Origin of the sequence: Xylanibacter ruminicola (genome assembly GCF_900107775.1) — a bacterium.
Lineage (GTDB): Bacteria > Bacteroidota > Bacteroidia > Bacteroidales > Bacteroidaceae > Prevotella > Prevotella ruminicola_C.
In genome coordinates this window covers 459,151-475,337 of the sequence record NZ_FNRF01000001.1, presented here as the reverse complement: position 1 = coordinate 475,337, position 16,187 = coordinate 459,151, and the positions used below count along the sequence as shown (strand labels likewise).

Genomic DNA, 16,187 nt, shown 5'->3' with positions numbered 1-16,187 from the left:
TTATCAATTATCTAAATCCTTTTTATTATGAGACCAGATTTCGACCTTCAATTTCTAGCAAACTGTGAGAACAATGATCTTCGCACACTTTGTGACATTCTTATGTACAACAATAATGGAGAAATCCGTTTCTGTGAGTCATTAGCAAATACCGATAGCTATAATTCATGTTATCCTGGCAACATGAAGGGGATGTGGAAGGATCTCGCTTCTGAACTGCAAAGCTATGGAGGCAACACTATTTTAAACTTCTTTCGTGATGGACAAGGTCCGAGATATGAAAGTATCGTTTATGATGTCTGTAAGAAGATGGGAGTAAAAGATATAGCCAAGCATGACACGGCGGAAGATATGGAACAGAAGCTGCTCATCATGGTTTCATCTAAGGCAATAGGTGAAATGACAGAGGAGCAAGTTCGATCCATAATGGATGAATGTGGTATTATAGGGTACGCATATTCAAGAGCAGGACTTGTTGCAGCACTCTTGGCTCTCCAGGTAATCAATAAAAGGCTTTTTATAATAGTAATCCATTCCGTCATGCGAATGCTTTCAGAGATTTTGTTAACTCGTGGCATAGTCATAATTGGAGTGGGTACCCTTTCAAAAGGTCTTGGCGTATTGTTAGGCCCTATAGGCTGGATTATGCTGACAGGTTGGACTATTTGGGATTTGATGGGACCTGCTTATCGCGTTACAGTACCTGCTGTTGTCCAGATTGCCTATATGCGAGTAAAATATCAGGCAAGTATTAACTCAAATTCTCATGTAGCATGATGACAGCATTAGATATTATGCATCCAGAGGATAAGAAGGCACTCCAGATGCTACAAAAGATTCCGTTCATTGATAGCGTATGCCGTTCACTACTGAAAGTTGGCTATGAGCGAATGTTTAAGGGCGAGAATCTCGCCATGATGATAAAAGCCAGTTCTCATTGCCTACCTAGAGTATATAACCTCATGAAGCTGACAACCGCGAGAATAGGTTTAGCAATGCCTGAAGTTTATGTATATAACGACCCAGTTATGAATGCGTTTACATTTGGAGAGACCAATGTGTTTGTCTGTATCTCCAGCTCATGTGTTGAGAGGTTAGATGACGAAGAACTAATGTGTCTTATGGCACATGAATGCGGACATATCTTGTGCAAACATGTATTGTACAAGAGTGTGGTTGGGCTAATTCAAGACATTGGTGATGATTTTGGTGTTATTCCATATACGCTTACTGGTCCCATTTATCTGGCTCTCAAATATTGGTCTCGTCGAAGCGAATTCTCTGCTGACAGATGTGCTGCAGCAACAATGGGAGAAAAAGTATTTCAACGCATGACTCTCAAAATGGTTAGCGGCCTGCAGGACACTGGAACTGATTATTATCAATTTGTCCGCCAGGCTAAAGAATATCATTCTTTAGAGAATGGCTCTCTTTGGAATAAGATTCAGCAGAATTGCAGGGTGGCATTCTACTCTCATCCCCAAATGGTTAATCGTGCATATGAGATTGACCGATGGAAAGGTTCATATGCATATAACCAACTGCGTAATGCTTTAGTATGAACACTATTATTTATTACCATCTAATCTAACTATTATGAGAATTAGCAGTCTACATAAAGGAAGTGGATTTTGGAACCATTTTACCTTCATGGGTAATGTTTGTAAAATGCGCACAGAACTGTCCAGTTATCTTAACAATGAGGGTGTGGAATGTAAAATCGAAGATGGCTTATGCATCTTTAAGTATGATGACTACAACTTCGTGGCTTCTATAGATTTACATAAAGAATACGCAGAATGCAAAATTGAATTTCAATGTGAGGACGAAGACTATGAAAAGTTGGATATAGATGAAAAGACATTTATTGCTGATAAAGTAAATACTGATCTTGAAAACCATTGCATTGCATTATCCTTTAACGATTCGGTAAAATCAGTGACATCCTTCTATTTCACAAGTAAGTCCATGATGTTCGAACTTTTTAGCCAACACTTTAAAGAACTTACTGAAACCACAGATTTGATGCTAAGTTTAGTGAAAGAAAAAATCGACGATTTTAAAGAGAATCAAGGACATCGTATAGGGTTCTATTCAAATTCCCCGGAGACTAATCATCAGAAAGAGTCACATGTTGCTGCCAAAGCGTGATAAAAACGAAACATTGAAAACTTCTATTCCAACAGGATTGCCATATAATACAATTGGCTCACACTATCCTTTGTCGAATAGGTGAGCCGAAATTAAAGAATTAATTAATCTTCATCGAAGAATTTGCCTTTAGGTATCGGGGCTGCTTCGGCGAGACAGCAGTTGTAGCGTTCGCGGCTGCGGCGTTCGCGGGCAAACATAGCCTTGGTGCCTTCCTCGTCCTGTTGGAATTCCATGTGTTCCTCGATGGCGAAGGACTGGGCCATGGTCTCGACATCGAGGTTGTCAGTGCCGATGAGCGTAAAGGTCCAGTTCTGTTTTTTTAGCTTCTCTATCATCGTGCGAACCATCTTCAGAGTCCACTCCTCAGAGCTATTCTCCTCGCCGTCGGTGATGATGGTGACGAGTACATGGTCGCCATCTTCTACCTGTGCATTAACCTTGGCGATACCCTTGCCGATGGCATCGTAGAGGGGAGTACCGCCACCGGGGTTGTAGGCTTTCCAGTCGAGGTTCTTGGTGCGCGAGGCTGGAGTGTTATCGTAGTGCCAGGTGGTGTGGCTGCTATCAAAAGTGAGGAGGGTGACGCGCTGCTCCTGGTCGGGGTACTTTTTCTGCATCTGGCGAACGGTTTGGAGGGTCTCGTTCATGCCGACGAAGGCCTGCTTGCGAATGACGTACATTGAGCCGCTCTCATCGACGATAATCAGATTGTGGACACGCTTTGTTTCTTTCTTGTTCTGCTGCTTGGGCATAGGATCATTCTTTTTCATAATTGTAACTTTTTAATTGGTGAAACTGCATTTTAAGACGTCTTTTATCTATTTGAAGATGGTTTTCGGAAAAAATTAAGCTAATGCGGCAAAAATTTCGTATCTTTGCGAAAAATTTATGCCCATGTATTATCAACGACTGTCAGACGACGAGATTATAGAGGGCTTCCGTGAGGGGGACAGCGACATTATCCGTGAGTATTTCTACGGGTATTGTGAGGCGGGCTATCGGCTTTTCGACCAGCGGTATCAGTTGAGCGGGAAGCAGAACCTCGACTTCATGTCGCTGGCTCACCAGTATGCCATCTATCTGATGGAACATAACTGGAAGCCTTTGGAAGATCATTCGCCGGAGGTCAGTCTGAAGACGTGGCTGATTGGTGGGTTCCGCTATGTGGTACTCGACGCGCTGAAATGGTATCACAGGGAGTATGGTAGCATCACCTTTGAGGACTATCTGCAGTCATTCGACATGAAGGGCGACAACCTGCGTCTGCAGTTTAACCGCATTGTGGAGGACATCTGCGACCATGCGCCTCTCGACAGATGGGATAGACTGATTATCACGATGATGCTAATTCGTGGCTTTAAGGGAAAAGAGGTAGCAGCAGAATGTGGTATTACTCCTTCGGCTGTATCGCAACGTTACAACAAGCTGAAGGATGAGATTATCGTGCCATACTTCCGCAAGAATTTCGATATGGACTTGGACATGCCGGAAGTGATGGACGAGCGTGCTATCGTTATGAGCGAGGCTATGATTGAGGAAACTCCTATGGGCACGCCTGCGCCAATGGCTTACGAGGATATGAGAATGAGCAAAACAGAACCAGATATGGAACAGAAGAGGACTACACCAGAGTTTATTACAGAGCTGCAGCCGAACGAGATCTTTGTGTTCGGAAGCAATCTGAAAGGTATGCACGGCGGCGGGGCGGCGTACATCGCCTACCGCAAGTTTGGAGCCATCATGGGCCAGGGCGTGGGTCTGCAAGGTCAGAGCTATGCCATCCCAACGATGCAGGGCGGTGTAGAAACTATCAAACCCTACGTTGATGAGTTCATCCAGTTTGCCAAGGAGCATAAAGACATGACGTTCCTCGTTACCCGCATCGGTTGTGGCATCGCCGGATTTACTGATGATGAAATCTCTCCACTATTTGAAGAGGCACATGAGGTTGAAAACATCGTCCTACCTCCAAATTGGTAAGGTTATGTAATCGAATTTGTTAAAATAGCCATTTTATGTTATGCTAATCAAAATACCTAAAGAAATAAAAATGCTGTTACCAGAGGCCAAATTGAAATTGGCTATTAACGAAATGGTAAGTAATTACGATTTGACAGGTTATTTTTTCAAGCGATGGAAAGAAGAAGAATCTTTTTTTAATAAATATTTCGGAGATTGCGTTGAACTGACTGACTGTATTAATCAATATGCAATGGAATATGCCCAAAAAGACCAGAATTATTCTTGGCCATGTAACACACTGCAATCAAAGATAAGATCTCGTCAATTGGATATCTATCAAGTAGTCTTGGAATATATTGAATCAAAAGCAAAGATTATTTCTGAAAACAGAGAGCATTTGCGAAAAAAAGTTGGAAGCTCCATTAATTATGATGAATGTGATCTCCGTTTTCCATACAATGGTAACATAGAGTTTTATAAAGATGGTGGATGGGGAATTGGCTCTGAAGATGGTGTTGTTCTCCTTACAAATCATCTTACGTCTCAGCCTTCCAAACTTTATCCATTATTTGGCGACAAGAACAACCCCCTAAGAATTATTCAGGATAGAGACACAAAAAAATATGGAGTTCTTTCAATTAACACTTTTCGAGAAGTCATTCATTGTCATTATGATAAAATTGTAATAGATAGTTTTTATGACGGAGATGGCTATGACGCAATTGAACGGCATTTCCTAAAGACTCTAAAAGATAACAAATGGGGATGCTTTGATGAAAATTGTGCTTTACTAACCAACTGTCTGTATCATGATATACGTTATATAAATGGTTATTTTGAAGGTATAAGAGATGGCGATTATTTAACATACGACAAATTCCCAGATGCTTATGACAATAAATACTACGGATCAATTTATGTTGGTAAAAAAGATTTATATGATAGAAATGGTATACTCCAAATAGGAGGATATGATGAACTCGAATTTGACGAAGAGAATCTTCTTTTTTATTGGGGAACATCATATAAACGATATTATGTCAGAGAGAGTGATATAGATGGGGGGTATATTAAACTATCAAAGCTAAAATTGAGTTATGAAAAAGCACAATGTTTAGTTGTTGATAGGAATTTTATCTCCTTAGCCAAAAACAAAGGAGAATTATTTCGTCTATCCAAAGGACATATATGTAATAGTCTTGAAGATTTAAATACTATTATTCCATTAACAATACTCTATCCATATAAAGTAAATCTTTACCTGGATGAGGGATTTGTATATCTTACGAATGAGGGAGCTGGTAGTTTTGTATACACTGAATGGGAAGGTGAGTATTTCCTTCCTGGTTCAGGGTGGAAAGATAAACTAATAGAAGATGATATCACTATCATTATTCATTATACTAAAGAAATGGATGAGGAATGGCGTACTTCTGTAAATGAAGTTGGAATAATAGATTATGAACCCATTAATGATAGGAGGTTCTTTTATTATAGAATAGGAAGCAAATATGGATTCTTCTCAAAACATGGTTTTAGTCACAACATGTTTGATGCGATAATAGAAAATGTAAATCATGAACTTTTTGTGGCTCTGATTAATAGGAATGTCAAACCTGATGATGCCTATGAAAAGGAAATAGACACAAGAATTCAATATTATAAAGAAATAGCAAATGATGTTTATATGAAGTTAGATAGTATTAATGATGTCTATAACAGTGGGCAGTTAGCATGTACTATTCCGATTTCTTTCCCCTACACAGATAATACGACTGTTACTAATTACATTTACGGGCCATATGAGATTCCTTTAAACCAGTCTGAAGAAGAACGTGCAGCGTTCGATGAATTTATGGCTTCACTTAGGACGAAAAATAAGAGGAAGCTTTAATGAGATTCAAGGGCATTGACCTCTACCTCTTTCACAGAGTTTTACCCATGAAATTGCAAACCGAATGAATGCTACAACTTTGAAAGGGCTTAACTAATAAAACACCTTTCGGCTTGCTATTTCAAGAAATCCTCTCGCATGGGAGTGAAGGTGTCGATGAGAACACCAGCCTCCAGACAGACACAACCATGAAGTAGGTTTGGAGCCACATAATAGCCATCGCCAGCTTTGAGGATTTTCTTTTCCTCACCGATAGTCACCTCAAAGCATCCGCTGGCCACATAGGTGGTCTGGGTATGTGGATGCTGATGGAGTGTTCCAATGGCTCCTTGATTGAATTTTACTTTCACCACCATCAGGTGCTCATCGTAGCCCATGATCTGGCGAACAATGCCATCACCCGCATATTCCCATTGAATATCGGATGCAATCTGATAGGTATCGCTTCTCTTTTCCATAATCAGAACTTGATGGTAAATTCATCATTGATGTCGTTGTTCTCTATCTCGTATATCAATTCCTGACGGAGGGATTTCTTATCTTCGTTTTCGGGCATTTCTACTGATACCCTTGCATATTCTTGTGTCATATAATTCCGATCGTATTTAAAAACGAGGGCAAAGATAGTGAAATTTGCCGTATTATGTGTAACTTTGCCTGTATATTTTCAACACTTTAAGAATATGAGTAGGGATAACAACGAAAGACATTACGGATTTAAGCATATCCAGCCTGAATATAGTTGGATGACTCCTGGCTGGATAGAAGAATTGGTGAAACACGAGCCAGATGAAGAAGTGAGAAATCACATCACAGAAATATTGGAGGACTTGACTAACCCAGAGAAGTCCCGATTGGAAAGTCCAACGGATAAATTCGATTGTTTGGAAGAATACTGGTTCAATCGTATAGAGGCATACAATGGTAAGAAGTTGGAAGATGATAAGGTTTACAAGTGGCTCATGGTCTCGATGGATTTTTTTGCCAAGAATGATGCCTTTGAATTGTGCTATAACATTCAGAAGGCTATAGAGATTATCAAAAGGTTTATTGCAAATAGTGAAAAAGGACATGCGGAACCTGTAGCCGATGATGGAAGCGGTTTGCCCTTCTGAGGAATCTGGAAACAAAAACGCCAATTGCGATTGGCGTTTTTGCTAAACCACAGGAGAATTATCGCTTCAACTGGTTCTCATCATCGATGTCATTGTAGCGAGTGTTGTGACCAACTTCCCATTCACGGTTCTGATCGCGGGAGCCTTCCTTGGTGATAGTAGGCTTTCGCAGACGAGGATTGTTTGAGTGTTTGGGCTGTGGTTCGTCGCTGTGGTGATGGGAAATTGGATGCTGTTCAAGGGGATGCTCCTGCTGCCAGGCTTTGTGGTCGTTAGCACGGAGAGTTTCTACCTGATAGTCCTGTAGGTCGATAAACTCGTCACCGTAGGCGATGCGGCCTTTGGATATGTGGGTGCCGAACTGACGGCGAAGCATACGGTTCAGCTCGCGGGTGGTTAAGTTAGGATTGTCCTCCAGCATCGCGTCGATAAACTCGTCCATGCGGTGCAGGCGTTCCTCTTTTGACTGGAATTGCAGGAGTTCGCTGAGCTTCCACACGTTGCCACCTTTGAAGACGGTCTTGGTCTGGTGGTCGATAATGGTGTAGCCGTAGGGCTTGTCCTTGGAGCCGTGGAAAACGAGGTCGATGCCGAACTTCTCTTTCATCAGGGCGCGGAGCTCGTCTTTGTCGGCGGTCATGTCGCGGTACTTCTTCAGGATGGCGCGGAGCTGTCGGCGTCGTTTCTCGTCAGGCTCGAAGGATTGCAGGTGCGACTGGACGGTGGCCATCGGCAGGGTGTCGATGACGTGTCCGTCACGCTTGATGCAGAGACTGTCATCCTTCTCGTAGCACTCATAGCCGCTGGATTCAAGGATGGCCTTGAACTGGCTGATGGTGGAGAAGCGGTAATCCAAGGCTTTCTTCACGGCATCAGATGCTCGCTGCTCTTGGTTCTCGCCCATGATGCGGTTGATGACTTCCTGAGAGCGGACTCTTTCGTGATGGTCGTTGATTTTGTTGCCAGCAGGATCAACTCGGCTGGTAACAATGTGCAAGTGGTTATTGTCGGTGTCATGGTGAGCATAGATCAGAACTGGCTGCTCTGGGTCGCCATAGCCCATTTCATCGAGATATTTATGGGCTATCTCCAGCAGTTGCTCATGGGTGTACTCGTCACCTTTACATGAAATCGCAAGGTGAAACTGCGGCTTCTTGATGCGCTCATTAGATTGATAAGTGTAATCAATGAGCGCCTGTTTCAACTCTTCGGGTGTATAGTTCTTGTCAATGAGGTCGAAACCTTTCATCTCCAGAAGTTCGGCTACACCCTCTGAGACCTTCAGCTCGTTGTAATCGACGGCATGGAAGGTGGTACTTGACGGTAGAATTGTTGCTATCATTTGCAGAATTACTGAAAAATAGAAATTATGAAATACAGTAATTCAGAAAGACAGAAAATAATAAAGAGACAATTTAAAGCGGCTCTGTCTCTGAATTTCAGATTTTATGAAAATCATAGTTTTGACACCTCTTTGGCTATGTCATGTAGTTCCCCCTTTATGCTGCTGATGAGTTTCTGAATTTCTGCAACTTGGGGATAGAGGGTCTGCTCGAAGAACTGCGGGGTGAGTTCTTCAGCGATTGCCAGCTCGTTGGCTCGCTTGACGGTCTGGTTGAAGTTGCCGCCAAGCCAGCTGAGTTCCTGCTGGTACTGGCGATAGAGGGCGGTCATTTCCTTCAGAGCCTTGACTTTGCCGTGGGTGGCGGTGTCGTCGAACTGCCTGACAGCATCGCGAATCATGGCTGAAATGGTCTTGTAACGGGCTGCTTTCTGTTTAAACAGGGCTTCTTCTTCGGGTGAGAGCCGTACCCATAGTCGTTTTGTTCTTTGCTCCATAGGGCTGTTATCCTGATTATAATGTTACCGAGTTGCGAGGTGACATGCCCCAGCTTCGCAGATGCTGGCAAGGTGGCTTTTGGGGTGGCGAACGGAGTTTGTCCGCACAAAAGCACAACTTGCTATTCTGTTTCCACAGGACTCGCCTTGCGGCTTGCTCGTCTGCTGGCTTGGTGGGCTGGCCTCGCATCTACAAAGGTACGGTTTTTCGCTGACGTAGGCAAACAATACGTGCTAAAAGCTTCGATGAAATCGGCTGTTTCTGAAAGATTGAGTTTCTGATTTACTATTTTTCTTATTCTCTGAATATCTGAATTACTGATTTATTGAAAGTATGAATTTCAGTATTTCATAAACTCTGAATGATAGATTTTCTTAAACTCTTTTTTTCTTAATTTCTTATTTTCTGTATTTCATAATTACTGATTTACTGAATTTATGTATTTCTAAAAGATAGAGTTTCTGAATTACTGAAAGATAGAATTGCATAGTTTCTAAATTTATGATTCTCTGAAAATATGTCTTTCTACATTGAGGGAAAAGAACGGATGGGGCGGCAGAAAGATGCCGGAAGCCTTGGCGGTCTCGCGGATTTTGCGTATCTTTACATAAACAAAACGTAAGTAGTATGCAGATATTTGTATTGTTCTTCATGCTCGGCTACGGCATCGTACTTGGAGTATTCAAGATACTCGTATGCATCGCCAAACTCGGATGGCTTCTGGCGACGCTTCTGTGCCGCGTAGTCGGTGAATTGGCTGGCGGGGTTCACTGCTAAGGGGTAGTGGCCATCGGCTGCTGAGAGCCAGATTTCAAGTTTCGATGCTTGGAGCCTGGCCAATTATTGTGTGCTTATTCTCGATGAAATGGGCAAAAAAGGGGGCTTTACTCACATGCTCAAAAGACGACAAAACGTGGTGCTGTGGCTTTTTTAGGAGGTTTTACGGCAAAAAAGTTGCATCAGGCCGAAAGGGAAAAGAAGTCTTGGCACTCTATCATAGAATTGCATAGAACATCGAACTTAGGAGAAAATGCGCTGAAAGGTGCCTGAAAGCCTCGATTTTCTTTTCCCTTTGGTAAATCCATCGTATCATAGACCTTCATCTTTTTCCCTTTAAGCCCATTTGCCTCTCTCGTGCGCGTATAAAGCTTTATTTATTAATTTATTTATAATAGCTTTATTTAAAGAAAGTCGAATTATGTGTATTTACAGGGGTTTCAGAAGTTTTTTCAGGAGAAAATGCGCTGAACTTAGGAGATTTTGCGCTGGAAGTTAGGAGATTTTGCGCTGAACTTAGGAGAAAATGCGCTAAACGGTTGTCCCAAACGTTGACCCAAGACTGACGGGATGTGATATTCTATGAGAACAGAAATCGAACTTAGGAGGTTTTGCGCTTGTCTAAATAAGAAATCTTGGCTTGGAAAATTAACATTCCCGTTTTTATCATTACTGAATAGTTGTAGTAACTTTGCATCGAGAATTTCAAGCCACAAGGCAAACGTTTAACAGAAATGATCTTTAAAATGAAACAGAAGATAGAAAACGAAGTCAGCTGCCTGAACCTTTCAGAGCCGATGAACATAACGCTTCGCTATCCTGCGGTTGGTAAGATAACCCATGAGCAGGTGCGCTGGAGTAATGCAATCGTCAATTCACCCGTCGTCTATGGACTGATAGAACGGAGGACGCTCTATTTCATCACAGGCGAGGTGAAGCACAAGTACACTGAGAAGAACCTTGGTGTGCCGGACAGCTGGAAGGATCTCTATTTCCATCTGACTGACGATGACCTGGGACTTATCGGTGGTCAGAAGAATGTTCCTCGTACCTATGCTGCGCTGCGAGAACTCGCAAAGAAGCTGGTTCCCGTGACGTTCAAGAATGAGCAGGGACAGCTAATCAGGGGAGAGGTTCACTGGGTGGACTCGTTCTTCTATAATACAGAGACAGGCCTGTACGACGTGCGCGTGTCGCCAGAGATTATGCCGTATCTGATAGATATTTCCAAGAGTTTCACGACCTTCGACCTCGGAACGGCTATGCTACTCAGGTCAAAGTATTCGCAGAAGATGTATGAGCTGTGCAGCCAATTCTGTGGCGATTTTCGTTTCCTTGACAGTGGAGAGAAAGCGCAAGGGCATGTCTATAAGAAGAGGGTTGTACCGATTCAGATGGAGGACTTTCGGCGCATCTTCAACCTCGATGAGGTGCGTGACCCAAGAACCAAGAAGGTTATCACACCTGCTATCTATACCAGTTTCAAAGAAGTTAGGCAGTTTATACTGGAGGCAACCCAGATGGAGCTGTTTGAACTGTATGCTGCCAAGCACTCGAATCTCTGGTTCGACTTCCAAGAAGGGCCTCGTAAGGGGCGCGGAGGTAAGGTCTCGTCGATATTTATCTACATCTACACTAAGGAATTTCCCAAGGAAGGAATTGAAAAGCCCTGGCAGAAGGGTGACGAACCGCTTTCTCCATTTGAAGAGTATGCGGAGCCTGTAGAACACACCGACATCCATCAGCGAATGAGGGAGAATGTTTGGTACAATGCAGGCAAGGAAGCCCAGGAAATCGCCTTGCAGACGCTTCTCGGCCATTATCTGCATGAAGATGAGGTGTTTTATTACATGAAGCAGATCCGTTTGAAGGCTGGCCGGAGCTATGACAGCTATATGCAGGTGATTCAGGTAATCCAAGACAAGGAGAAGCAGCCAAAGTTCAAAAGCGGAACCGACACCTACCGCCGGAATAGCATTATCAAGTATGCGCTCAGAGTCAATCTGAAGGAGTTCGGATGGTCATTGGAGCCGATGAACGCTACCACAAAGAACAAAAAGAAACCTATTGAACAAGATTTGTTTAGCTATAGATAGATATTTTCGTGTCATTATAAAACCGAAAGCACCCGTCACGCTCGAAAGCCGACCGCTTATGGCATTAGTTAAAAGTTCGAGGTCAGTTGACGGGCTTCTTTGTGTTTAATTCTTTTACTTTTTAAATGTCGAGTGCGAGTAATATAAGCATAGTGGATTTGCCAAGCCGAGATAACAATCCGACAAACAGAAAGACCGTCAGAATGGCCATTTTTGAAAATTTAACAGCACTGGTTCAAGGCGTTTTAGGAAGTCTTAATCTTCAAATAAACTATCACATGATAGCCAAAGAACGCTAAAAACGTTTAATTTTATTACTATTAGAGAATGAGTCTTTGTTCCCTGTTTGTTCCCGAAGCATATATAAAGGCATAAAAATGAGAGTTACACTTTCGCGTAACTCTCTGTGAATCTGCGACCTCCGCTTGTGGACCAGCCTGGGCTTGAACCAGGGACCTCCAGATTATGAGTCTGTTGCTCTAACCAACTGAGCTACAAGTCCGATGCCTTTGCTTTGAAAAGCGAGTGCAAAGGTACGGCAAATTCTTTAAATATCCAAATTATTAAGAGAAAATAACTAAAAATGATTGATAGGCAGGGTTAAATTGCGGATTTTTGAGTACCTTTGCAGCCTAATATGGAGATATTCTACGATATAAAAGAAACAATGATAATGCCCGAATGCGCTGCTACGATAGGTGTGTTTGATGGCGTTCATGCTGGACATCGCCAGGTTATCAAGCAGATGATGGACGAAGCACAGCAGTATGGCTACAAATCAATGGTAATCACCTTCGATAAGTTGCCCCAGCAGCTGTTTGTGCCTGGTTTTCAGGTGCAGCTGATTACCACACTCGACGAGAAGATACAGTTGCTTGGCGAACTTGGCATCGACTACTTGGTGGTGCTGCCTTTTGATATGCAGATAGCACAGCTCACTGCGCGTGAGTTTATGGCGCAGATACTGCACGAGCGCCTGAATGTAAAAGCGTTGTGTATAGGCTATGATAACCAGTTTGGTCGTGGACGCATGGAAACATTCGACGACTACGTAGAGTATGGTAAAGCACTTGGCATGCGTGTGTTTAAGGCTATCGAGGTGCAGTTCAAGGGATTTGATGTACCAGTAAGCTCATCGTTGATAAGACACCTGATAACTGAAGAGGGAAGAGTTTTTGAGGCCTCACAGATGCTTAAACACTATTACAAGCTTACTGGCCGCGTGGTGGCTGGCGAGCATATTGGCACAGGGTTGGGTTACCCGACAGCCAACGTGGTGCCTGATAATGCCGAAAAGCTGATTCCTGCCGATGGCGTGTATGCCGTGTGGGCTAGCATAGAAGGTGGCGAGTCCATGCAGGCGATGATGAACATTGGTAAGCGTCCTACCTTTGATGGTAAGCAGCGAACACTCGAGGTGCATATTTTTGACTATGAGGGTGACTTGTATGGTAAACAGATTGCCATCAGTTTTGCACACCTTGTGCGCTCTGAGCGTTACTTCTCATCGACTGATGAGCTGAAAAGACAGATAAAGAAGGACGAGGTATTTATAAGAGAAACATTTGAAAAGATAGCAAAATTGACACAGAAATGAAGAATGCGATTATTTATACCGTGCTGTTTGTTGCCTTGCAGGTCGTGGTATCTACAGCAGCCCAGCTAATTTGGACAGCGTTGTTGGGTAATAGTGGCACGATGAATACAGAGTTTATGATTGGTACGCTGATAGCATTTAATGTGCTAGGGCTGATACTGTTCTTGGTCACCAAGTGGGCTGTGGTTAGCCGAAACTGGATGCTTACGCGCCCTTGGATGGTGCTGTTCTGGGCGGCTATGGCTTCGGTAGGCTGTCTGGTGCCATCGATGTGGCTGCAGGAGGTAATGCCCGAATTGCCTAACCTGATGCAGGAGGGAATGGAAGAACTGATGGGTAATCGCTTAGGCTACGTGGTTGTAGGACTGCTGGCACCGCTGGTTGAGGAGGTGGTTTTTCGTGGTGCTATCCTGCGCGCGTTGCTTAAGTGGAACCAGAATCACTGGTTGTGCATAGCTATATCAGCTGCATTGTTCGGTCTGTCGCATTTTAACCCAGCACAGATGCCCCATGCTTTCTTGGCTGGCTTACTGTTAGGTTGGATGTATTACCGCACAGGTAGTATTGTGCCTGGAATCGTAGTGCATTGGGTGAATAATTCGGTGGCTTATGTCATGTATAATGTATCGATGGCTGCCTATGGTACTGGCGACCCGACAATGGCGCAGGTGTTTGGCGAACAGCGCGTGCTGCTGGCTGTGCTCTTCTCGTTGTGCATACTGATACCAGCTATCTACCAGCTTAACCTGAGAATGAAGAGAGCTTAAACCCTATAACATTGAAGAAGGCTGCACGTTTGTGCAGCCTTTAACTTCAGCGTTAGTATTTCCTGAAAATTTGAGAGAAACAAACCGGAGCTTCACAGCTTTCGGCGTCTTAATTGTTTTACTTGTTTTATTTATAAAGAAAGCATAGAAAAAAATATCTTATTCGTATAAGGCGGGCGTATCCGTGGCACTTACCTTTGCGGTGTCGGCCATATTCTCGGCCTGCATAGTGCCGAGGGTGTTAACGGAGTCGGCCTGATGCTGCTGGTGGAACTTAGCATATGCATCCTTTGGATCGTCCCATCCGCGGTCCCAAGGGGCCTGTGCGGCGTTACCCAGTGTAAGGATGATGGCTACCACGGCTGCAGCACGGAACAGCGGCATGAGGCGTGTGGTAAGGGTTACCATCTTTGCCTTTGGCGCTTCGGTGTTCTCGCCTACCATTTCGAGTATTCGGGCATCAAAGTCATCGCCCAGTTCAGGCTTCTCCTGCTCGAGAGTAAACAGCGCTTTGTACTGCATCAGACTGGCTGGTACATCCTCCTGACTGAAGAATGTGCGCAGAATTGACTCTTCCTGTAGTGTGGTTTCACACTGCCAGTAGCGCTCCAGTAACTGTTCGATATACTTATAATCCATATTTCTCGGTTTCAATATATTTTTGTCGGATGGCTTGGCGAGCGCGGAAGATGTTTACCTTTACCTGCTCTTCGCTGACAGCCATAATCGACGCTATTTCTTTATAACTTTTGCCTTCGAATTCGCGCAACTGCATGGCGCTTCGCTGTTTCTCAGGCAGCTCATTAATAAGTTGGCGTATCAGCTCGATGCGATTGCGCTGCATAGCCTGCTCTTCAGGGTTCGAGGCGTAGCTCTGGTCGGCTTTGTCGTGGTCGCCTTCTTCCAGGCTCTGGTTCTGGTTTTCCAAGTGGCGCATTCTGTCGAGTGCCAGGTTGCGGCAGATGGTAAGGCAAAAGGCTTCAATCGATTCGATGTCGTCCCATGCCTCGCGGCGATTCCACACCTTTATCATCGTGTCCTGTACTACATCCTCTGCCTCTGCAGGGTTGAGGGTGATGCGGAGGGCAAGCCTGTAGAGCTCGTTCTTCAGCGGCAAGATGTCAGTTTTAAAACTTATCTTTTTCATCCTCTCTTATTATATGACGAATAACCTGGGGCAAAAGTTACAAGTAAAACAAAAAAAATTAGAAAATTTTTGTGCCGCTCTCTCCATCGATGGCAGTGGCCTGGGTAATGATAACCCGACTAACGCCAGCATCGATGGCGCTCAGGGCATTCTCGATCTTAGGCAGCATGCCACCACTAATGGTGCCATCGGCCTTGTACTGCTCGAAATCGGCGCGGGTGATGGTGGGGATAACCGAATCATCGTCGTCGGGATTACGCAGTACGCCTTTCTTCTCGAAACTGTAGATAAGCGTTACATCGTAATAGGGAGCTAAAGCTTTGGCTGTTTCGCTGGCAATGGTGTCGGCATTGGTGTTCAGGATGTGTCCCTGACCATCGTGGGTGAGTGGGGCCATCACGGGGGTGATGCCTGCCTTAATCAGACGGCTCAGCATCTCACCGTCGGCGCGATCAACATCGCCCACAAAACCAAAATCCACACCATCCTTAATGGGGCGCTTATGGCTGCGAATCACATCCATATCGGCACCAGTAAGGCCCAAGGCGTTTACACCATTAGCCTGCAGGCGGGCCACCAGGTTCTTGTTAACCAGTCCGCCGTAAACCATGGTTACCACGCTCAGCATGTCGGCATCGGTAATGCGGCGTCCGCCAACCATCTTCGACTCGATGCCCAGGCTTGCTGCTACCTGAGTGGCACGACGGCCACCGCCATGAATGAGCACTTTGTTGCCCTTGATGGCACTGAAATCTTTGAGCAGCTGACTGAGCTGGACCTCGTCTTCGACCACGGCGCCACCTACTTTTACAATTGTTAGTTTCTCTTTCATTTTATA

General features: G+C 44.2%; 18 protein-coding genes and 1 tRNA gene. 9 read left to right on the top strand and 10 right to left on the bottom strand.

The genetic code is table 11. From position 1 onward, the window contains the following. Nucleotides 1-27: 27 nt before the first annotated feature. From BLU97_RS01655 to BLU97_RS01645, 3 genes are read left to right on the top strand one after another with little or no spacing between them, the layout of a single operon-like run. A complete protein-coding gene (locus BLU97_RS01655; RefSeq protein WP_074759949.1) occupies nt 28-777 on the top strand; it encodes a DUF3944 domain-containing protein in 750 nt (249 codons plus the stop codon). After that, complete coding sequence (locus tag BLU97_RS01650) at nt 774-1,562, top strand: M48 family metallopeptidase (protein ID WP_081352811.1); 789 nt, start codon at nt 774-776, stop codon at nt 1,560-1,562. Before BLU97_RS01655 ends, BLU97_RS01650 begins: the two co-directional genes overlap by 4 nt. Nucleotides 1,563-1,596: 34 nt before the next feature. Next, nucleotides 1,597-2,151 carry a hypothetical protein gene (locus BLU97_RS01645; RefSeq protein WP_139208689.1) on the top strand — a complete coding sequence of 185 codons (555 nt, stop codon included), beginning with the start codon at nt 1,597-1,599 and terminating at the stop codon, nt 2,149-2,151. Nucleotides 2,152-2,255: 104 nt separating this feature from the next. On the opposite strand, the gene BLU97_RS01640 is transcribed toward BLU97_RS01645, so the two are convergent. Beyond that, on the bottom strand, nt 2,256-2,924 hold the full coding sequence (locus tag BLU97_RS01640; protein WP_254771634.1) for a vWA domain-containing protein: 669 nt from the start codon (nt 2,922-2,924) through the stop codon (nt 2,256-2,258). A gap of 835 nt (nt 2,925-3,759) precedes the next feature. On the opposite strand from BLU97_RS01640, the gene BLU97_RS01635 reads away from it, so the two are divergent. Then, nucleotides 3,760-4,134, top strand: a complete 375-nt coding sequence (locus BLU97_RS01635; RefSeq protein WP_074760377.1) for a hypothetical protein — start codon at nt 3,760-3,762, stop codon at nt 4,132-4,134. Between the two features lie 40 nt (nt 4,135-4,174). Next, nucleotides 4,175-6,010 (top strand): hypothetical protein, encoded by a 1,836-nt coding sequence (locus BLU97_RS01630; protein ID WP_074759947.1) that lies wholly within the window; start codon nt 4,175-4,177, stop codon nt 6,008-6,010. A gap of 116 nt (nt 6,011-6,126) precedes the next feature. Here the strand turns inward: BLU97_RS01630 and BLU97_RS01625 are convergent, their stop codons facing one another. Next, nucleotides 6,127-6,468, bottom strand: coding sequence for a cupin domain-containing protein (locus tag BLU97_RS01625; RefSeq protein WP_074759946.1), 342 nt, complete (start codon nt 6,466-6,468; stop codon nt 6,127-6,129). Nucleotides 6,469-6,470: 2 nt separating this feature from the next. Next, a complete protein-coding gene (locus BLU97_RS16315; protein WP_262503153.1) occupies nt 6,471-6,599 on the bottom strand; it encodes a hypothetical protein in 129 nt (42 codons plus the stop codon). 94 nt (nt 6,600-6,693) lie between these two features. On the opposite strand from BLU97_RS16315, the gene BLU97_RS01620 reads away from it, so the two are divergent. Beyond that, nucleotides 6,694-7,125, top strand: a complete 432-nt coding sequence (locus BLU97_RS01620; protein ID WP_074759945.1) for a hypothetical protein — start codon at nt 6,694-6,696, stop codon at nt 7,123-7,125. 58 nt (nt 7,126-7,183) lie between these two features. Here BLU97_RS01620 and BLU97_RS01615 read toward each other — a convergent pair whose 3' ends face one another. The 3 genes from BLU97_RS01615 to BLU97_RS01600 all read right to left on the bottom strand — a co-directional run bounded on the left by BLU97_RS01615 (nt 7,184) and on the right by BLU97_RS01600 (nt 9,805). Further along, entirely contained in the window at nt 7,184-8,467 is a 1,284-nt protein-coding gene (locus tag BLU97_RS01615; protein WP_074759944.1) for a relaxase/mobilization nuclease domain-containing protein, read from the bottom strand. Nucleotides 8,468-8,580: 113 nt separating this feature from the next. After that, nucleotides 8,581-8,964, bottom strand: coding sequence for a hypothetical protein (locus BLU97_RS01610; RefSeq protein ID WP_074759943.1), 384 nt, complete (start codon nt 8,962-8,964; stop codon nt 8,581-8,583). A 604-nt stretch (nt 8,965-9,568) separates the two neighbouring features. After that, nucleotides 9,569-9,805 carry a hypothetical protein gene (locus BLU97_RS01600; protein WP_074759941.1) on the bottom strand — a complete coding sequence of 79 codons (237 nt, stop codon included), beginning with the start codon at nt 9,803-9,805 and terminating at the stop codon, nt 9,569-9,571. Nucleotides 9,806-10,488: 683 nt separating this feature from the next. Between BLU97_RS01600 and BLU97_RS01595 the strand changes: the two genes are divergently transcribed. Then, entirely contained in the window at nt 10,489-11,838 is a 1,350-nt protein-coding gene (locus BLU97_RS01595) for a replication initiation protein (RefSeq protein ID WP_175456279.1), read from the top strand. A gap of 428 nt (nt 11,839-12,266) precedes the next feature. Here BLU97_RS01595 and BLU97_RS01590 read toward each other — a convergent pair. Beyond that, a tRNA-Ile gene (locus BLU97_RS01590) sits at nt 12,267-12,340 on the bottom strand. A gap of 135 nt (nt 12,341-12,475) precedes the next feature. Here BLU97_RS01590 and BLU97_RS01585 point away from each other — a divergent pair. After that, entirely contained in the window at nt 12,476-13,435 is a 960-nt protein-coding gene (locus tag BLU97_RS01585) for a bifunctional riboflavin kinase/FAD synthetase (RefSeq protein WP_074759939.1), read from the top strand. After that, nucleotides 13,432-14,202, top strand: coding sequence for a CPBP family intramembrane glutamic endopeptidase (locus BLU97_RS01580; RefSeq protein ID WP_074759938.1), 771 nt, complete (start codon nt 13,432-13,434; stop codon nt 14,200-14,202). Before BLU97_RS01585 ends, BLU97_RS01580 begins: the two co-directional genes overlap by 4 nt. Before the next feature lie 159 nt (nt 14,203-14,361). Here BLU97_RS01580 and BLU97_RS01575 read toward each other — a convergent pair whose 3' ends face one another. The 3 genes from BLU97_RS01575 to argB are packed head-to-tail and all read right to left on the bottom strand — an operon-like array spanning nt 14,362 to nt 16,181. Then, a complete protein-coding gene (locus tag BLU97_RS01575; RefSeq protein ID WP_033150317.1) occupies nt 14,362-14,841 on the bottom strand; it encodes a hypothetical protein in 480 nt (159 codons plus the stop codon). Continuing rightward, nucleotides 14,831-15,349 carry an RNA polymerase sigma factor gene (locus BLU97_RS01570; RefSeq protein WP_074759937.1) on the bottom strand — a complete coding sequence of 173 codons (519 nt, stop codon included), beginning with the start codon at nt 15,347-15,349 and terminating at the stop codon, nt 14,831-14,833. The genes BLU97_RS01575 and BLU97_RS01570 overlap by 11 nt, the downstream gene beginning before the upstream one ends. A 58-nt stretch (nt 15,350-15,407) precedes the next feature. Next, complete coding sequence (gene argB, locus BLU97_RS01565) at nt 15,408-16,181, bottom strand: acetylglutamate kinase (protein ID WP_074759936.1); 774 nt, start codon at nt 16,179-16,181, stop codon at nt 15,408-15,410. Nucleotides 16,182-16,187 lie beyond the last annotated feature (6 nt).

Coding starts and splice junctions, on each gene's coding strand:
- BLU97_RS01585 (WP_074759939.1), top strand. CDS start 12,476: ATGGAGATATTCTACGATATAAAAGAAACAATGATAATGCCCGAATGC.
- BLU97_RS01640 (WP_254771634.1), bottom strand. CDS start 2,924: ATGAAAAAGAATGATCCTATGCCCAAGCAGCAGAACAAGAAAGAAACA.
- BLU97_RS01625 (WP_074759946.1), bottom strand. CDS start 6,468: ATGGAAAAGAGAAGCGATACCTATCAGATTGCATCCGATATTCAATGG.
- BLU97_RS01645 (WP_139208689.1), top strand. CDS start 1,597: ATGAGAATTAGCAGTCTACATAAAGGAAGTGGATTTTGGAACCATTTT.
- BLU97_RS01655 (WP_074759949.1), top strand. CDS start 28: ATGAGACCAGATTTCGACCTTCAATTTCTAGCAAACTGTGAGAACAAT.
- BLU97_RS01615 (WP_074759944.1), bottom strand. CDS start 8,467: ATGATAGCAACAATTCTACCGTCAAGTACCACCTTCCATGCCGTCGAT.
- BLU97_RS01610 (WP_074759943.1), bottom strand. CDS start 8,964: ATGGAGCAAAGAACAAAACGACTATGGGTACGGCTCTCACCCGAAGAA.
- BLU97_RS01630 (WP_074759947.1), top strand. CDS start 4,175: ATGCTAATCAAAATACCTAAAGAAATAAAAATGCTGTTACCAGAGGCC.
- argB (WP_074759936.1), bottom strand. CDS start 16,181: ATGAAAGAGAAACTAACAATTGTAAAAGTAGGTGGCGCCGTGGTCGAA.
- BLU97_RS01575 (WP_033150317.1), bottom strand. CDS start 14,841: ATGGATTATAAGTATATCGAACAGTTACTGGAGCGCTACTGGCAGTGT.
- BLU97_RS01595 (WP_175456279.1), top strand. CDS start 10,489: ATGAAACAGAAGATAGAAAACGAAGTCAGCTGCCTGAACCTTTCAGAG.
- BLU97_RS01570 (WP_074759937.1), bottom strand. CDS start 15,349: ATGAAAAAGATAAGTTTTAAAACTGACATCTTGCCGCTGAAGAACGAG.
- BLU97_RS01635 (WP_074760377.1), top strand. CDS start 3,760: ATGGAACAGAAGAGGACTACACCAGAGTTTATTACAGAGCTGCAGCCG.
- BLU97_RS16315 (WP_262503153.1), bottom strand. CDS start 6,599: ATGACACAAGAATATGCAAGGGTATCAGTAGAAATGCCCGAAAACGAA.
- BLU97_RS01650 (WP_081352811.1), top strand. CDS start 774: ATGATGACAGCATTAGATATTATGCATCCAGAGGATAAGAAGGCACTC.
- BLU97_RS01620 (WP_074759945.1), top strand. CDS start 6,694: ATGAGTAGGGATAACAACGAAAGACATTACGGATTTAAGCATATCCAG.
- BLU97_RS01580 (WP_074759938.1), top strand. CDS start 13,432: ATGAAGAATGCGATTATTTATACCGTGCTGTTTGTTGCCTTGCAGGTC.